Below are 16,209 nucleotides of genomic sequence, written 5' to 3'. Positions count from 1 at the left end.
AAATATGGCAATATTAAGTAACGGTAAGTTTTACGGCTTTCTCTGTTCGGTGAAAGAGACAGGACAGAAATTGGCGAATGGAGTAAAAGAGTATGTGGAAGATTTCATGTCCGGCTTTGCCGGGCACGGATGGAAACTATGGGAATACATCAAGGGGAAGTGGATGCTTGAAATTGACGCTATCCGTGTACGTGGACAGTTTACGATATTCGAACTTCTGGTATCTAAGATTAGGGCGATAATCGGTGCGCAGACTATCACGCAGGGGTGCGGTAAGATTAAGACAGTCGGGATATCGGAAGACGGGGCTGCCTACCTTATCACGCTCGAGGATACCGATATGAGTTTCATGGAGCATGACTTCATCCGCTGTCAGGAGTTTACAGGCAACCAGCGATTGTATCATGTGGAGATTGAATCAATCGTTGATGGAGTAATTCACATACCGGTATCGGAGTTTGAATCGGAAGTAAACGAGGACGGGATAACCTTTGTCACGAATCCACCCATGCCGGGTGACGACATCGTGCAATTCGGAAACAGCTCATACGAAGAGCAGTACGCAGGAAGACATTCCGCTATTTATATGCACGCTGATGAAAGCGGACAGCCTGCAATAGACGTGCTTGACGGTATCTATACAAAGGACTGGAGCAATTGCCTGAAAGTGCGCATGGGCGGTGACATACCCGGAACGGCCGGGCTGAAAGGATTCTATTGCGTCAACGGTATGCTGAAAGCCGTAGACGAAGACGGGACAATCTTGTACCAGTTCAATCCCGACAGTTCCGGATTCATTGCAAAAGGCAATATCAGATGGGACAAGGATGGCAATGGCGACATATTCAACAGAGCAATATACTGGGACAAAGGAGGCTTTCATTTCGGGAGTGGCGTGAAACTTACTTGGGATAACTTGGACAGTGAAACAAAAGAGAATCTGAAAGGTGAACCCGGACGTGACGGAAACAACGGTGCTGATGGAATCAACGGGGAAGACGGAACAAGCCTCGTATATAAAGGCGAGTTCACCTCCCATCCCTCCAATCCTCAAAACGGCTGGTATTACCGCAATATATCCGACAAGAAAACCTATGTCTATCAGGATAACGCATGGTATGTTATGACGGTTGATGGATCGGATGGTAAAGATGGATTAGACGGAATTAACGGTGAAGATGGTAAGGATGGTCTTGATATTGTTTGGAAAGGAGACTCTTCAATTCCGCCTGCTAATCCTCAAAAGAATTGGGTGTATCGTGATACGGATAACGGTCGAGTTTATATCTATAATGGTACGGCATGGGCATTAATGGTCGCAGACGGTAACGATGGGATTGACGGTACTGACGGCAAGGACGGAATGAGGGTTTATATCACTTATCATGATAGCGAAGCGGAACCTGCTAAACCTACCGGAAGAGGAACATCGGACGGATGGCATACCGATGCGACGAATGCGGTTGTGTGGATTTCACAGAAGGTATCAGAAAGTGCGGATTCAGGTGAATGGGGTGATCCTATACGAGTGAAGGGGGAGCCGGGTAAGGATGGTCAGGACGCAAACCTTCTTCCATGGATAGAAAAGTGGAACGGTTATGCAACGGAATTAGGGGAAGAGTATATTGTTACTCCCAAGATGTTCTCTGGTATCAAATCATCTGATGGAAATTTGACTGGAATTGTGCAAGGAAAGGAATGTTTGACCGATAAGACAACTGGCGAGAAGCGTACAGGGATATTTGCGGTTGTTGATGGTGAAATAGTTTTCGAACTTGATCCAATAAATAAAAAGTATAAGTTCAAAGGAAGAGTGGAAGTTGAGGAGGGAAGCTTATCTCTTGCGAATGGGAAAATAGTATTGAGGGAAGATGGTACTGGGGTGCTGGCAGATAATTCTATTTATTGGGATGAATATGGATATTTATATCAAAGAAGTAGACCAAGAGTTATATGGAGGTCAGCTGTTCATGAAATGGATGAACTTGGTATTCATGGTAGAAATCCATATAATATAGATTTGAGAAAGGGAACATATATTGAGACACTGACAGCGTATGTTGGCGAGCCTCGTTACATCAATCTCCCTAATCCATCGGATGTTCCAGGAGCCATATTGGATATAAATTGCCGATTGGGTACACGTAGTTTTGATGTAATTGGATTTAAATGTCAATCTGCATCTTTTATGCAAACTAAGTCAGGTAGTATAAGTGCTCATTCTTTTGTATGCTTGTCTCCAGGTTCACAAGGTACTATTACAGCCGTGTCAACGAATGACGATTCTTATTGGGATATTAGTGAATCTTTTATAGATAAGGAATGATGGAACTAAACGACTGGCTAACAATACTTGGAGCTTTAGGAGGCTTAGAGGCAATCAAATGGATGGTTAACTTCTATGTTAACCGGAAGACTGATGCAAGGAAAGAGGATGCTTCTGCTGACTCTATGGAAGATGAGAATGAACGTAAACAAGTGGATTGGCTAGAGGATCGTATTGCACAGCGTGACACGAAAATAGATGCTATCTATGTTGAATTACGTAATGAGCAGAATGATAAATTAATTTGGATACATAAATGTCACGAGTTGGAACTACAATTGAAGGATGCTGAACATAATCGTTGTGATCGACCTGATAATGACTGTAGTCGTCGTATTCCACCACGTAGAGTTACAATAACTAAAGATAAGGAGGAAAAGAAATGAAAACTATTGATTCGATTATTATTCATTGCTCGGCCACACGTGCTGGGCAAGATTTACGTGCTAAAGACATTGACCGGATGCACAAACAAAGAGGCTTTAGTCAGATCGGTTATAACTTCGTCATTGACCTTGATGGAATGGTAGAGAATGGACGACCATTGAGCATTGATGGGGCGCATTGCAACACGAAGGGGTTTTCTACTACATCGTATAATAAGCACAGTATTGGAATTTGCTACATCGGTGGATTAGATCCAAACGGTAAGCCTGCAGACACACGTACTCCGGCTCAAAGGGCAGCACTACGTGAATTGGTCGCGAAGCTCTGTAAGGAATATCCTATAATTGAAGTACTCGGACACCGTGATACTTCGCCGGATCTGGACGGCAGCGGTGAAGTAGAGCCGGCAGAATATATCAAAGCGTGTCCCTGCTTCGATGTCCGAAGTGAATTTTCCAATTTCTTACGCAATACAGTGATCCGGCCATGAATCGAATAATATACATTACCATATTGCTAACGTCAGCAATATGGTTATCGTCTTGTAAGGCTTCCCGCAACATCGAGATGCAAAAGCAGGTGGACTATTCCGAAGAGTTCCAATACCTGCGAAACATGATTGAGTCTCTACAGATGAACGTGAATAAGCAAACGAAGGTTACTACGGACAAGTTGAGTGATCTAAAGATTGAGAATAAAACAGTTTACTTGTCTGCTCCGGATTCAACAGGGAAACAACATCCGATTAAAGAAAGTACTACCACCGCTTCCAAGCAGGAGCAAGAACGGACTGAAGTTTATGAAACATTATCCATTACTTTGCAGCAGTTCTCGAATCGACTTGATACTATTAGTAATAAGGTTAATGTTTTGCTGAATCAAAAAGAAACTGTCGTAGAACTATCATGGTGGGATTTGCATAAAGATAAAGTGTATATAGGTATTATAGGTTTGTTAATTGCAGGATGGTTGGCTTATCGTTTAAAATGAAGCAGACGTTTATTTGTTAGCGAACAAATAATTGCCCCAGGACGAAAGATTTGGGGTCTTTTTATCGTTTATAACATATTTCCCAGCATTTATGAAGTTTATTTTCCTTTATTTATTCACTGTCCTATCTTTGTAATGTAGACTACAAAAATAATTAAATTATTGGTAGACTCCGAAAAAGCCTTAGAGAAAGTGAAAAAGAAAAATGAATAAAGATGTAGTGCATTGAACGATCATATATATATATGTATTTTGTTAGATATTCAATTTCTTTTTGTATTTTAGCGGTTCATTTTGATTTGATTATGAAAAAGCTATATACAACAAAAAAATATAAAAGCAGACATAATAGATTATGTCGTTTACTTCAACGTCGGAGCAGACCAAAGAGACGGAAATATATTGTAATAGTAAATGTTGATAGGCAAAAAGATAAAATGGGATTGGTTATAGATGCTCCGGAGAACTGTAGTTTTGTTGAGTCTACAAATGATTGTGCTTGCTTTTTTAATAAGTTGAGACTTTCAGAGTCTTTGTGGATTGTAAATAGAAGAAAATTTTTATATGTTTCATTAAGTAACGTGAAAAATATTGATTTTCATGCTATTGTGACTTTTTTAAGTATAATAGATGAAATGAAATCGAGAGGAATTAATACAAGAGGAGAATTGCCAAAAGATTTGAATTGTAGGCGTTTTTTAGTAGATTCAGGCTTTTTATCGAAGATGTATGATGAAAATGGTAAGAAATTTCAAAATACATCAAAGTCAGAATTGATGTATTTTGAAAAAGGAGAAGGTAAATTAACTGTTAGCCAAATGGAAATGATTAGTAATTGTGTGGAGCATACATGTAAATATTTGACAGGAGGACTTTCTTCAAATACATCTCTAAAATCAATGCTTAAAGAAATTTGTGGAAATTCAATAGAATGGAGTAATTCACATAATAAGAAATGGCAATTAGGAATAATGTACGGTAATAATGAGGTTGTTTTTACAGCTGTAGATTTAGGTAAAGGTATCCTTGATACTATTTATAGGAAGCACAGTCAATTGATAAAAGAATTTTTTTTCAATGATGATCGATTAACTATTTTAAAAAATGCTTTTAATAAAAAATATGGTTCGAATACACAAGAGGAAAATAGGGGTAAGGGACTTCCAGGTATTAAAAATTGTTGTGACGATGGATATATCCAAGAGTTATTGGTAATCACGAACAATGTTAGACTTGATTTTGTTAATCCTAATAAAAGTCTTATCTTTGCAACAGAAAAAAATCTGTTTAAAGGCACCATGTATCGGTGGGTTTTGAGAAAAGAATGTTTTTTTAATAGTATTGATAATTAATAATATGGCAGTCTTAAATATAGCAAAAGATTTCTCAAAATATACTGGACTTAGGCATTGTGATATTAGTGAAAGGTCTGGTGAAGAATTCTATCATTCTCTTTTAAACCAGAAGTTTAAAGAGGCTTTTGAGAAAAAAGAGCGTTTGACCTTGGAGTTAGATGGGGCGGACGGTTTTGCTCCATCTTTCTTGGATGAGGCTATAGGAAATTTAGTTTTTGATTTTTCTTTGAAAATAGTAGAGAAATATCTTAATATCGTTTCTGTTTATGAACCTCACTGGCTTGAGATGATTAAATCGCAAACATACCTTCAGTGGGAGGATAGACGTTTAAAAGATAAAAAACCAAAAACTACGGAAGAGCATGAAGCATGGTATAGAATTGTTAATGATTCTTTAGAATTAAAGAAATGGAGTTGATTTCAGTAGTAAATTCATTAGTGATAACTGTCTCGGATTGGATTCAAATAGGAGGTATTGCTATAACTGCTGGGCTTTCTATATGGATTGTTAATACAATTCAAGCTAAAGTTGATAGTAAAAGGTTTATTAAGGAGTTTTTTATTAATGAAATACTTGAAATAAGGAATGAATATCGAGTACTTATAGGTCAATTGAAAAATGGAGAACTCAAGCCTCGAATGGTCAAATATAAAACTAAAGAGCTTAATATTAGGGTGAATGATTTGATGAGCATCTTAAAGGAACAATACAATATAAATTTTAATTATCTTCTTTCGTATCAATTGGAACTTTTGAGTATTGTAATGGATAGCAGAGAGTTTATAACTAATTTTACATCTAATTCTACTTTTTCTTTATCGGAACAGACTCTTGGAGATTTGAGTATTTTTGAAAATGAAAATGATGGTAAATTTAGTAAGCTCATAATGGAAGTTAATAAATTCGAATAGAGATATTTTCAAAGTTTATCGGCTACATAGATAATTTTGTTACCGTTATGTATCAAGACAAAATCTATTTTGAATATGGTAAGAGAATTAGCATAGATCACTCTCTGGTGAATATAGCAGGAAGAGGTAGCCGAATAAGCTACCTCTTAACTCATTATTTATATTACATCATCATTTGCATTTGTGCTCGCATCTCTATATATGGTTTGAATACTTCTGGATTATTAATATATTCAATAACTCTTTGAATTGCTGCGTCTGCCTGATGCTGTTTAACCCGAACATAAGAATTAATAGTAATGCTGGTCTTTATGGAGTGCCCCAAACAGTATTCAATAATAGGATAGGGTATCCCAATCTCGGAAGCGAACTGGGCAAAAGTTTTACGGGCTGAATAAAAGGTTAATCCCTCCTTTATATTTAGCTCTGTTGCTAGGAGCTTTAAGCATTTATTGATATAGCGTTGTAAATTACCTGCTGTGTATTTGTAGTCAAACTTCAGCTTTCCATTTTTCCCAATATATTTATTTATTATGCTTTTGGCTTCCGGGCAGACAGCTATACTCGTAGTTCGGTTTTTCGTTTTATGCTCACCACTTTTTAATCGTATATAGCTAATTACATCTTCTGATAAATCTACTTGAATAAGATCCGCATAATTGATACCTCCTAAGTAGAATGATAGCAGAAACATATCCTTAGCTAAAGACAGCTGTTTGCTCTTTGAGACATCCGCACTAATAATCTTTCTTATCGCGTCTACAGATATATCAAGACTCCTTGGCTCTGGGATGGGAATCTTTGTGTAGGCAAATGGGTGTTTGTCACATCGTATTATCCCTAACTTAATAGCTTCATTAATCCGTGCTTTTATGTGACTTAACCGAATCTGTCGGCCCCCGTCAGTATGGCCATGGAGTTTCATCCATCTATCAAAATGTTCAACGGTAATGTGATTCATAATAATTATCGGTACCTCACCTTCTGCGCTCTCAAAGATCTTTAATGTGTCTTCTAGCATTTTAGCATGACTAGTCTTTCCTTCTTCTTTTTTTTCCTTGATCCTCTGTCGCATGAAATCATTGAATGTACGTATGTCTGGAGCGATTTTATCTTGCTGTGTTAGTATAATTTTTAGTTGTTTGGCGGTATAACAATCGTAGTTGTCAATATACTGCAAACGTTCTTTGTATTTTTTCAACTCATATATAAGTTGTTTGTTCATCATTGTAGCATCATTGCGGGCTACTACTTTTCCGTTATACCATTGGCAAGCATCGTCCAATTGATATTCCGTTTTAATGTACTCCTTATCATTCTTGACTGATACGCGGATAAGAATAGGAAATTTGCCAGCCTTGGTGGGCTTAGCGGATAGAATGGTTAATGATAGTGTTGCCATAAGCTATAAGTTTTTAAAGACACTGTTTTTCCACTGTTGGTGACTTTCCGGTGAGAAATGGTATCTTTTTTTTATAGCCTTTCGGCTTTTCATAGAAAAGAAAAAGGACTGATTATCAATGAATTATAATCAGTCCTTTAAGTGATTCCGAAGCGATTCGAACGCTTGACCCACGCCTTAGAAGGGCGTTGCTCTATCCAGCTGAGCTACGGAACCAGCCTTATTTGCGGATGCAAAGGTAGTGCTTTTTATGAAAACTCAAAAACTTTCTGGCATTTTTTTATTCATATATTTCTTTGTGACTATGAATCAGTAGTTTATAATAGAGATAGAATTTTGTTTATTTATATGGTTTGGGAAGAATGAATAGAAAAACGCCATTTTTACGAAGAATAACGAACGTTATATAGGTTTCAAAAAGCTCAAAAAAATAAAATAGGGTTGTGTTTTTCTATTATAACTTTTACTTTTGAGCGATAAACAACTAAAAAACACATAAAGTTATGAAGAAATTGATTTTTTTATTTGCATTTTGTATTGTAGTGACTAATGTTTTTGCACAAACCGACCCAGAGCAATTGAAAAAAGAAGGAAATGATGCATTTAATGCTAAAAATTATCCTGTAGCGTATGCGAAATTCAGTGAATATTTGAAACAAACGAATAATCAAGATTCTGCAACCGCTTATTATTGTGGTATAGCTGCCGATGCTGTGAAGAAATATCCGGAAGCTGTGACTTTTTTTGATATAGCAATTCAAAAGAAGTTCAATATCGGAAATGCCTATGCTCGCAAAGCTTTGGCTTTAGATGCGCAAAAGAAGACTGCTGAATATGTAGCTACATTGGAAGAAGGATTGAAAGTAGATCCTAAGAATACAACAATGGTGAAGAATTATAGCCTTCACTATCTGAAAGCAGGACTTGCTGCACAGAAAGCCGGAAAAGCAGAAGAAGCAGAAGACTGTTTCAAGAAAGTAATTCCTTTGGATCACAAGCAGTATAAGACAAATGCATTGTACAGTTTAGGAGTTCTGTGCTATAATGATGGTGCTAATATCCTGAAGAAAGCTGCTCCTTTGGCAAATTCTGATGCAGATAAATATGCTGCAGAAAAAGAAAAAGCCGATGGTAGATTTAAAGAAGCATTAGACTATCTGGAAGAAGCTGCTAAGATCTCTCCGGAAAATGAAAATGTAAAGAAGATGCTTCCTCAAGTAAAAGCTGTAATGAAGTAATTTGACCAATCTTATAAATGATAAAGGGTTGCCGATATGACACATCGGGCAACCCTTTTTTTATTGCTATCTTTTTCTAATCTATACTTTTTGCGTACATTTGCCTTCCCTAAACGTAGAAGTATTTTATGCACTTATATAATAAGGAACAGGCTATCAAACGAATGAATCAGTTGGGACAACTCCATCGTCCTTTCATTTTCATTATAAATTATCTACAAGATGTATCTTATATAGAGGAGGTCGCTGCTGTTGATTCTACTGAAGTTTTATATAATCTGAATGGATTTACCAATCAGATTATATCAGCAGAAGATAATATAGCCACTTACTCTGCAAAAACAATGCCTTCACTACATTGGCAGCCTTTCGCAGAATCTTTCTCTTCCTATCAACGCTCGTTTAATATCGTGCGACAGAACATCCTGGCAGGAAATAGCTTCCTTACTAATTTGACGTGTCGCACTCCGGTAGAAACCAATCTCACTCTGAATGATATTTATTTTCATTCAAAAGCGATTTATAAGCTATGGATTAAAGACCGTTTTACGGTTTTCTCTCCTGAAATATTTGTTAGAATTCATCAGGGAAAAATTAGCTCATATCCGATGAAGGGAACCATTGATGCTTCAATTCCCTTTGCTGCTCAATTATTGATGAATGATCCAAAAGAGACTGCCGAACATGCTACCATTGTAGATCTGATTCGTAATGATTTAAGTATGGTTGCCAACCGAGTGTCAGTTTCCCGGTATCGGTATATGGATAGGTTACAGACTAATCGGGGAGCTATTTTTCAGACGAGTTCTGAAATTCAGGGTATATTGCCCGAAAATTATCAGGAGCATTTGGGAGATATTATTTTCAGATTACTGCCAGCCGGTTCTATTACCGGTGCTCCAAAGAAAAAGACGATGCAGATTATCCAGGAAGCTGAAACCTATGACAGAGGATTTTATACAGGAGTTATGGGATATTCTGATGGCATTGATTTAGATAGTGCTGTTATGATACGTTTTGTAGAACAGGAAGGAGAGAAGATGTATTTTAAAAGTGGAGGTGGGATCACCTGCCAGAGTGATGTGGAAAGCGAGTATAATGAAATGAAACAAAAAGTATATGTACCCATTTATTGAGACTATCCGGATAGAGGATGGACAGATTTATAATCTTGATTATCACACAGAGCGCTTTAATGAAACCCGTGCAGCTTTTTGGAAAGACAGCACTCCGCTGGATTTACGGGAATTTATATCTCCGCCAACTTTAAATGGAATTCATAAATGCCGGATTGTATATGGAAAAGAAGTGGAAGAAGTTACGTATGCGCCCTATCAGATGCGACAGGTATCTTCTTTGCATTTGGTTGTGTCCGATACCATTGATTATACTTATAAAAGTGCGCATCGGGAAGAACTGAATGCCTTGTATGCTCAAAGAGGAATGGCGGATGATATTTTAATTGTAAGAAATGGCTATCTGACAGATACCTCTATAGCTAATGTTGCTCTCTATGACGGAGATACATGGTTCACACCGGCTCATCCGTTACTCCGGGGGACGAAACGAAGCGAATTTCTGGACAGACAGCTCATTGTTGAGAAAGACATTCCGCAAATATGTTTGAAAGACTATTCCCATATCATGTTATTCAACGCAATGATTGACTGGAAACGCATTATATTGCCTATAAATGAGAAACATTTAATTCTATAAACTATAATTAACTGAAATATACATAGAACTGCTGAACAAATGTCTCTTTTGTACTGTTATATTTATGTGTTTTTCATAGTATTAGATATAAGATTAATTAAAGAGATTGTACTTCACTTGTGAAAGCTAAAGTACGTCAGAGACAGAAGAGTCTGTTTTTTTGATAAATGTGTTAGAGCATCGGTTTTACCAGGCCGATGCTTTTTTTATGTCCTTTTACCCCCTTTTGTAGTTTATATGAAATAAAATTTGTACGTTTGTAGAGTAATAATAGAAAATGATAAAGATGAACATACCCGTTATCTTTCAGTTTTTAAAAGATCTTTCCGCGAATAATAATCGTGAGTGGTTTAATGAGCATAAGGCAGAATATGAAACAGCCCGTGCCGAGTTCGACAACTTTTTGGCAACAGTGATCGCCCGTATTTCCCTGTTTGATGAAACTATCCGGGGGATTCAGCCCAAAGACTGTACTTATCGTATTTACCGGGATACCCGCTTCTCTGCGGATAAAACACCTTATAAAATACATTTCGGAGGTTATATCAATGCCAAAGGAAAGAAGTCCGATCATTGTGGATATTATGTACACTTGCAGCCGGATGGTTCAATGCTTGCCGGAGGAAGCTTGTGTCTGCCTACCAATATCCTGAAAGCAGTGCGACAATCTATCTATGATAATATAGAAGAGTTTGTTGCGATCGTAGAAGATCCGGAGTTTAAGAAATACTTCCCAGTGATAGGAGAGGATTTTCTGAAAACAGCTCCGAAAGGTTTTCCGAAAGATTTCAAGTACATTGATTATTTGAAATGTAAAGAATATGTTTGCTCTTATAATGTTCCCGATGACTTCTTTACCCGACCGGATATGTTGGAACAGATAGACAAAGTGTTCCGGCAATTCAAACGGTTTGCCGATTTTATAAATTATACGATTGATGATTTTGAATAAATAATGCCTAGAATATAAACTTTAAAATTTAACTTATATGGTAGTAGATACTTTAGAAAATCTGGAGAAATATGCGTCTTTAAACCCTCTGTTTGCACAAGCTATTGAATTCTTGAAGTCTCATGACCTCCAAGCCATGGAGGTTGGTAAGACAGAACTGAAAGGAAAAGATCTGTTGGTGAATATTGCACAAACCAAACCTAAAACAAAAGAGGAAGCCAAACTGGAAACTCATAATGAATTTATTGATATTCAAATCCCATTGTCGGGAACAGAAATAATGGGGTATACTGCTGCTAAAGACTGTGTTCCGGCAAATGCACCTTATAACGCAGAAAAAGATATTACTTTCTTCGAAGGATTAGCAGAAACATACGTTGCCGTAAAACCGGGAATGTTTGCTATCTTTTTCCCGCAAGACGGTCATGCTCCCGGTATCACTCCGGATGGTGTGAAGAAAGTAATCGTAAAAGTAAAAGCATAATCCTAATTCAATTCTGATATGGAAAAGACACTTAATCTCGTAAAAAACGATCCCTGGCTGGAGCCTTTTGCCGGTGCTATCACCGGACGCCATCAGCATGTATTAGACAAAGAAGCTGAATTGACGAATAAGGGAAAACAAACCCTTTCAGATTTTGCATCGGGGTATCTTTATTTTGGATTGCATCGCACCGATAAGGGGTGGACTTTCCGTGAATGGGCTCCTAATGCTACTCATATTTATATGGTGGGTACATTTAATAATTGGGAGGAAAAAGCTGCCTACAAGCTGAAAAAACAAAAGAATGGGATTTGGGAAATCAACCTGCCGGCAGATGCCATTCATCATGGCGATCTCTACAAACTGAATGTATATTGGGAAGGCGGACAAGGCGAACGTATTCCTGCGTGGGCTACACGTGTGGTACAGGATGAACAGACAAAAATATTCAGTGCACAAGTCTGGGCTCCGGAGAACCCCTATAAATTCAAGAAGAAAACATTTAAGCCCGACACGAATCCGCTGTTGATTTATGAATGTCATATCGGAATGGCACAGCAGGAGGAAAAAGTGGGCACATATAACGAATTCCGCGAGAAAATACTTCCTCGTATTGCTGAAGAAGGATATAATTGTATCCAGATTATGGCTATTCAGGAACATCCATATTATGGAAGCTTCGGCTATCATGTATCCAGTTTCTTTGCTGCCTCTTCGCGTTTTGGTACCCCCGATGAACTAAAAGCATTGATTGATGCTGCTCATGAGATGGGTATTGCTGTGATTATGGACATCGTTCATTCACATGCAGTGAAGAATGAAGTAGAAGGACTAGGAAACTTTGCCGGTGATCCGAATCAGTATTTTTATCCGGGCGCTCGTCGCGAACATCCGGCTTGGGACTCTCTCTGCTTTGATTATGGCAAGAATGAAGTGATCCACTTCCTGTTATCAAACTGCAAGTACTGGCTGGAAGAATATAAATTTGACGGATTCCGTTTTGATGGAGTGACTTCTATGTTATATTACAGCCATGGACTGGGTGAAGCTTTCTGTAACTACGGAGATTATTTCAACGGTCATCAGGATGATAATGCGATTTGTTACCTGACACTGGCTAATGAAGTGATTCATCAGGTAAATCCGAAGGCGATAACCATTGCCGAAGAAGTTTCCGGTATGCCGGGACTGGCAGCCAAAGTAGAAGATGGCGGTTACGGCTTCGATTATCGTATGGCCATGAATATTCCGGACTATTGGATCAAGACAATCAAAGAAAAGATCGATGAAGACTGGAAACCTTCCAGCATGTTCTGGGAAGTAACCAACCGTCGCCAGGATGAAAAGACCATTTCGTATGCAGAAAGTCATGACCAGGCATTAGTAGGAGATAAGACGATTATCTTCCGCCTGATTGATGCCGATATGTACTGGCACATGCAGAAGGGAGACGAAAATTATGTTGTCAACCGTGGTATTGCTTTGCATAAAATGATCCGCCTGCTGACCTCTTCGACTATCAACGGAGGTTATCTGAACTTTATGGGAAATGAATTCGGGCATCCCGAATGGATTGACTTCCCGCGTGAAGGTAACGGATGGTCGTGCAAATATGCCCGCCGCCAATGGGATTTGGTGGACAACAAAAATCTGACCTATCACTATATGGGTGATTTTGATAAAGAAATGCTGAAAGTTCTCAAGAGTGTGAAAGATTTCCAGGCAACACCTGTTCAGGAAATATGGCATAATGATGGCGATCAGGTATTGGCATACGAACGGAAAGACCTTATATTTGTCTTTAACTTTAATCCGAAGCAGTCATTCACTGATTATGGATTCCTGGTAACTCCGGGAGCTTATGAAGTGATACTGAACACCGACGATGTAGCATTTGGAGGAAATGGTTTGGCAGACGACTCTGTCGTGCATTTCACTATTACCGATCCGCTGTACAAGAAGGAAAAGAAAGAGTGGCTGAAACTCTATATTCCTGCCCGTACCGCTGTAGTACTTAGAAAGAAAAAATAATTATATCTTTAAATCAAGAAGCCCCCGCAAATATTATTGAATATCTGCGGGGGCTTTCTCGTTTATTATCCTATTCTATAATTCAGTTCCTAGTTTTCCAGAAAGGTACTTGGTCCGAGAATATCATACATATCACTAACGTTGCGCGTTTTGAGCAATACCCCTTGTGGAGTATAGAATAATTGATATTTGATGTCGACATTATCTTGCCCTACCTTAATTACTATAATAGCCTGCCATTTGGGAAACTCCACCATTGTCACATTATCTACCACCCAATTTGCGTATGGGCCGGATACAAAGGCATTATAGACTGTTGGGGTCAGCCGGTCGAGACTGACAAGATCAGTCTGCGTCATTACCCATTGTCCCCGAACGTTGAACCACACATTTTTAGTAAATCCGTTCATTGCAAAGTTGGCACAATAATATCCGTCGTCTTGTGACCAGGCGACGCCATTTGCTTTAGGATACATTTTCTTGAAAGTCGACTGTACATTGCCGGGAGGGGTATCTCCAAAGACAGATGTAGATAATAGCAGAAACAATGCGATTGCACAAATCATAAATTTCTTCATAAGCTTTGAGTTTAGAGGATTATTTATCTACCTAAACAGCCTTTGAGAATATTTGTTTGAGTGATGTGCATAAAATAATCCCCCGGTCATTCATAAGTGACCGAGGGATGAAGAGTGTACAGATCTTAGTCTTTTTATTTAAAAAGTAATCTTTAAAATCTTTCCGTTATAACCTCCTACCGAAACATCCGTGGGTTTATAAGGTAATAGACTGATTTCTTCTTTAGCGCCCGTCATCAAATCAGTGGCCTGATAAGATTCCATTTGAGGAATCTGTAAAAAGTCGAAAGCATGTGAAGGCACATTGATAGCAACATCTACCAGTTGACTGTCGAAATTAATAATGAAAAACAGAATCTCATTTTTATATTTTCGCATAAAAGTATATTGTTTATGCTCATTGAAACGCCATCCGTTTATATTGGCATACATTAAATCAAAGAATACTCCCTTGCTGATTGCCTGCTCTTCATTACAAATCGTCAGTACTTTTTGGTAGATAGAGTAGAGGTGTTTATGTTCTTCAGTAAGCATCTTCCCGTCAAATTTACCTCCGTTGCGCCAGCGTCGTATGCTGTCTACACTCCAATAATCGAATATAGTAGTCCGTCCGTCCCTTCCGCTGAATCCTTCACTATCCATGCCCAGTTCTCCAAACTCCTGGCCGAAGTAGATCATCATAGGATTAGTGTTCATACAGGCGGAAACGATCAGTGCGGGAATTCCTTTACGCGGGTTGCCGGCAAAGAAATCAGAAGCGATACGTTGCTCGTCGTGATTCTCCAGGAAGTTGAGCATCTTTTTCTCTATTCCATTCAGGCTTTGCCAGCAATGAGTGATAGCGGATGCAGATTCATATCCACAAGCTACATTGCGTAACGTGTCATATAGCCCTACCTTATCATACAGGTAATCAAACTTGCCGCGGAACAAATAGTTACGGTATTCACCTGGATTGTAAACCTCTGCGATGAAAAGTATTTCAGGATAAGCCTCTTTTACTTGAGGAATAGCCCATTCCCAGAATTCAACAGGAACCATTTCGGCCATGTCGCAACGGAAACCGTCAATGTCTTTTGATGCCCAGAAAAGAAGAATGTCCAGCATCTTTATCCAAGTATCCGGAGTCGGGGAGAAGTGGCAAGTACCGCCATTCTGATAATCCACTCCATAGTTTAATTTCACTGTTTCATACCAGTCGGTGATATTGGGAGTAGCATCAAAACGATTGTTACCGGTAGCTTTCGCCGGGAATTCCCGGTAAGGCTCTGCTGCACCGTCTTTCATATCAAACTGGGCATGAAGTTCCGCTTGCGGAATATAATAGAAATTATTATATGGGCTGAAAGATTGGCTGGAGTCATCGTTAGCTCCCAATTCGGTCGTACCGTCCGGTTGTGCATCCGAGTGATATTGGCGTGCTACGTGATTAGGTACAAAATCAATAATTACTTTCAGACCTGTGCGATGTGTGCGATGTACCAGATTCTCAAATTCTTTCATACGTCCTTGCACATCGTTAGCCAAGTCAGGATCTACATCATAATAATCCTTGATAGCATAGGGAGAACCCGCTTTTCCTTTTACAACAGCAGGATGATCCGGCCTGATGTTATAACGGCGATAGTCCGTTTGAGTGGCATGCTCGATGATGCCTGTATACCATATATGCGTAGTACCCAGTTTCTTGATTTCACTAAGTGCTTTGAGAGTGAAATCAGCCATTTTCCCACAACCATTGGTGGCAATGTCTCCATTGTAGACACAGTGGTTGTTGTTATTTCCAAACAGGCGGGTGAATACTTGGTAGATAATTATTTTATTTTCGTCATTCATAT

16 protein-coding genes and 1 tRNA gene are annotated in these 16,209 nt (G+C 38.7%); 13 read left to right on the top strand and 4 right to left on the bottom strand.

Going from position 1 to position 16,209, the window contains the following annotated elements:
- The first annotated feature begins 4 nt into the window (after positions 1-4).
- The 7 genes from NQ505_RS19285 to NQ505_RS19255 all read left to right on the top strand — a co-directional run bounded on the left by NQ505_RS19285 (position 5) and on the right by NQ505_RS19255 (position 5,970).
- Positions 5-2,326, top strand: a complete 2,322-nt coding sequence (locus tag NQ505_RS19285) for a hypothetical protein (protein ID WP_008998294.1) — start codon at positions 5-7, stop codon at positions 2,324-2,326.
- The gene (locus tag NQ505_RS19280; RefSeq protein ID WP_032844669.1) at positions 2,326-2,712 is read left to right on the top strand and encodes a hypothetical protein; all 387 of its coding nucleotides are present in this window, start codon (positions 2,326-2,328) and stop codon (positions 2,710-2,712) included. Before NQ505_RS19285 ends, NQ505_RS19280 begins: the two co-directional genes overlap by 1 nt.
- Positions 2,709-3,203 (top strand): N-acetylmuramoyl-L-alanine amidase, encoded by a 495-nt coding sequence (locus NQ505_RS19275; RefSeq protein ID WP_008998292.1) that lies wholly within the window; start codon positions 2,709-2,711, stop codon positions 3,201-3,203. Before NQ505_RS19280 ends, NQ505_RS19275 begins: the two co-directional genes overlap by 4 nt.
- The gene (locus NQ505_RS19270; RefSeq protein WP_008998291.1) at positions 3,200-3,703 is read left to right on the top strand and encodes a hypothetical protein; all 504 of its coding nucleotides are present in this window, start codon (positions 3,200-3,202) and stop codon (positions 3,701-3,703) included. The genes NQ505_RS19275 and NQ505_RS19270 overlap by 4 nt, the downstream gene beginning before the upstream one ends.
- Positions 3,704-4,008: 305 nt before the next feature.
- Positions 4,009-5,055, top strand: a complete 1,047-nt coding sequence (locus NQ505_RS19265) for a hypothetical protein (RefSeq protein ID WP_259825702.1) — start codon at positions 4,009-4,011, stop codon at positions 5,053-5,055.
- Between the two features lie 4 nt (positions 5,056-5,059).
- Positions 5,060-5,476, top strand: a complete 417-nt coding sequence (locus NQ505_RS19260; protein ID WP_008998289.1) for an STAS-like domain-containing protein — start codon at positions 5,060-5,062, stop codon at positions 5,474-5,476.
- Positions 5,467-5,970 (top strand): hypothetical protein, encoded by a 504-nt coding sequence (locus NQ505_RS19255; RefSeq protein WP_008998288.1) that lies wholly within the window; start codon positions 5,467-5,469, stop codon positions 5,968-5,970. The genes NQ505_RS19260 and NQ505_RS19255 overlap by 10 nt, the downstream gene beginning before the upstream one ends.
- 163 nt (positions 5,971-6,133) lie before the next feature.
- On the opposite strand, the gene NQ505_RS19250 is transcribed toward NQ505_RS19255, so the two are convergent.
- Positions 6,134-7,372 carry a tyrosine-type recombinase/integrase gene (locus NQ505_RS19250; protein WP_008998287.1) on the bottom strand — a complete coding sequence of 413 codons (1,239 nt, stop codon included), beginning with the start codon at positions 7,370-7,372 and terminating at the stop codon, positions 6,134-6,136.
- A 142-nt stretch (positions 7,373-7,514) separates the two neighbouring features.
- Positions 7,515-7,588, bottom strand: a tRNA-Arg gene (locus NQ505_RS19245).
- Positions 7,589-7,875: 287 nt separating this feature from the next.
- Here NQ505_RS19245 and NQ505_RS19240 point away from each other — a divergent pair.
- From NQ505_RS19240 to NQ505_RS19215, 6 genes are all read left to right on the top strand, one after another.
- The gene (locus NQ505_RS19240; protein WP_008998286.1) at positions 7,876-8,610 is read left to right on the top strand and encodes a tetratricopeptide repeat protein; all 735 of its coding nucleotides are present in this window, start codon (positions 7,876-7,878) and stop codon (positions 8,608-8,610) included.
- A 128-nt stretch (positions 8,611-8,738) separates the two neighbouring features.
- Entirely contained in the window at positions 8,739-9,746 is a 1,008-nt protein-coding gene (locus tag NQ505_RS19235; RefSeq protein ID WP_008998285.1) for an aminodeoxychorismate synthase component I, read from the top strand.
- Positions 9,730-10,326 carry an aminotransferase class IV family protein gene (locus NQ505_RS19230; protein ID WP_008998284.1) on the top strand — a complete coding sequence of 199 codons (597 nt, stop codon included), beginning with the start codon at positions 9,730-9,732 and terminating at the stop codon, positions 10,324-10,326. Before NQ505_RS19235 ends, NQ505_RS19230 begins: the two co-directional genes overlap by 17 nt.
- Before the next feature lie 277 nt (positions 10,327-10,603).
- Complete coding sequence (locus NQ505_RS19225; protein ID WP_004303345.1) at positions 10,604-11,278, top strand: DUF2461 domain-containing protein; 675 nt, start codon at positions 10,604-10,606, stop codon at positions 11,276-11,278.
- 37 nt (positions 11,279-11,315) lie between these two features.
- Positions 11,316-11,762, top strand: coding sequence for a YhcH/YjgK/YiaL family protein (locus NQ505_RS19220; protein WP_008998283.1), 447 nt, complete (start codon positions 11,316-11,318; stop codon positions 11,760-11,762).
- 18 nt (positions 11,763-11,780) lie between these two features.
- The gene (locus NQ505_RS19215; RefSeq protein ID WP_004303341.1) at positions 11,781-13,793 is read left to right on the top strand and encodes an alpha amylase C-terminal domain-containing protein; all 2,013 of its coding nucleotides are present in this window, start codon (positions 11,781-11,783) and stop codon (positions 13,791-13,793) included.
- Between the two features lie 89 nt (positions 13,794-13,882).
- Here the strand turns inward: NQ505_RS19215 and NQ505_RS19210 are convergent, their stop codons facing one another.
- Entirely contained in the window at positions 13,883-14,371 is a 489-nt protein-coding gene (locus tag NQ505_RS19210) for a PepSY-like domain-containing protein (RefSeq protein ID WP_004303340.1), read from the bottom strand.
- Positions 14,372-14,509: 138 nt separating this feature from the next.
- A complete protein-coding gene (locus NQ505_RS19205; protein WP_008998282.1) occupies positions 14,510-16,207 on the bottom strand; it encodes an alpha-amylase family protein in 1,698 nt (565 codons plus the stop codon).
- Positions 16,208-16,209 lie beyond the last annotated feature (2 nt).

The organism is Bacteroides sp. D2 (assembly GCF_025147085.1).
In the GTDB taxonomy this organism is placed as follows: domain Bacteria; phylum Bacteroidota; class Bacteroidia; order Bacteroidales; family Bacteroidaceae; genus Bacteroides.
Note: the sequence above shows the minus strand (reverse complement) of the source record. Positions and strands in the feature narration are given on the sequence as shown.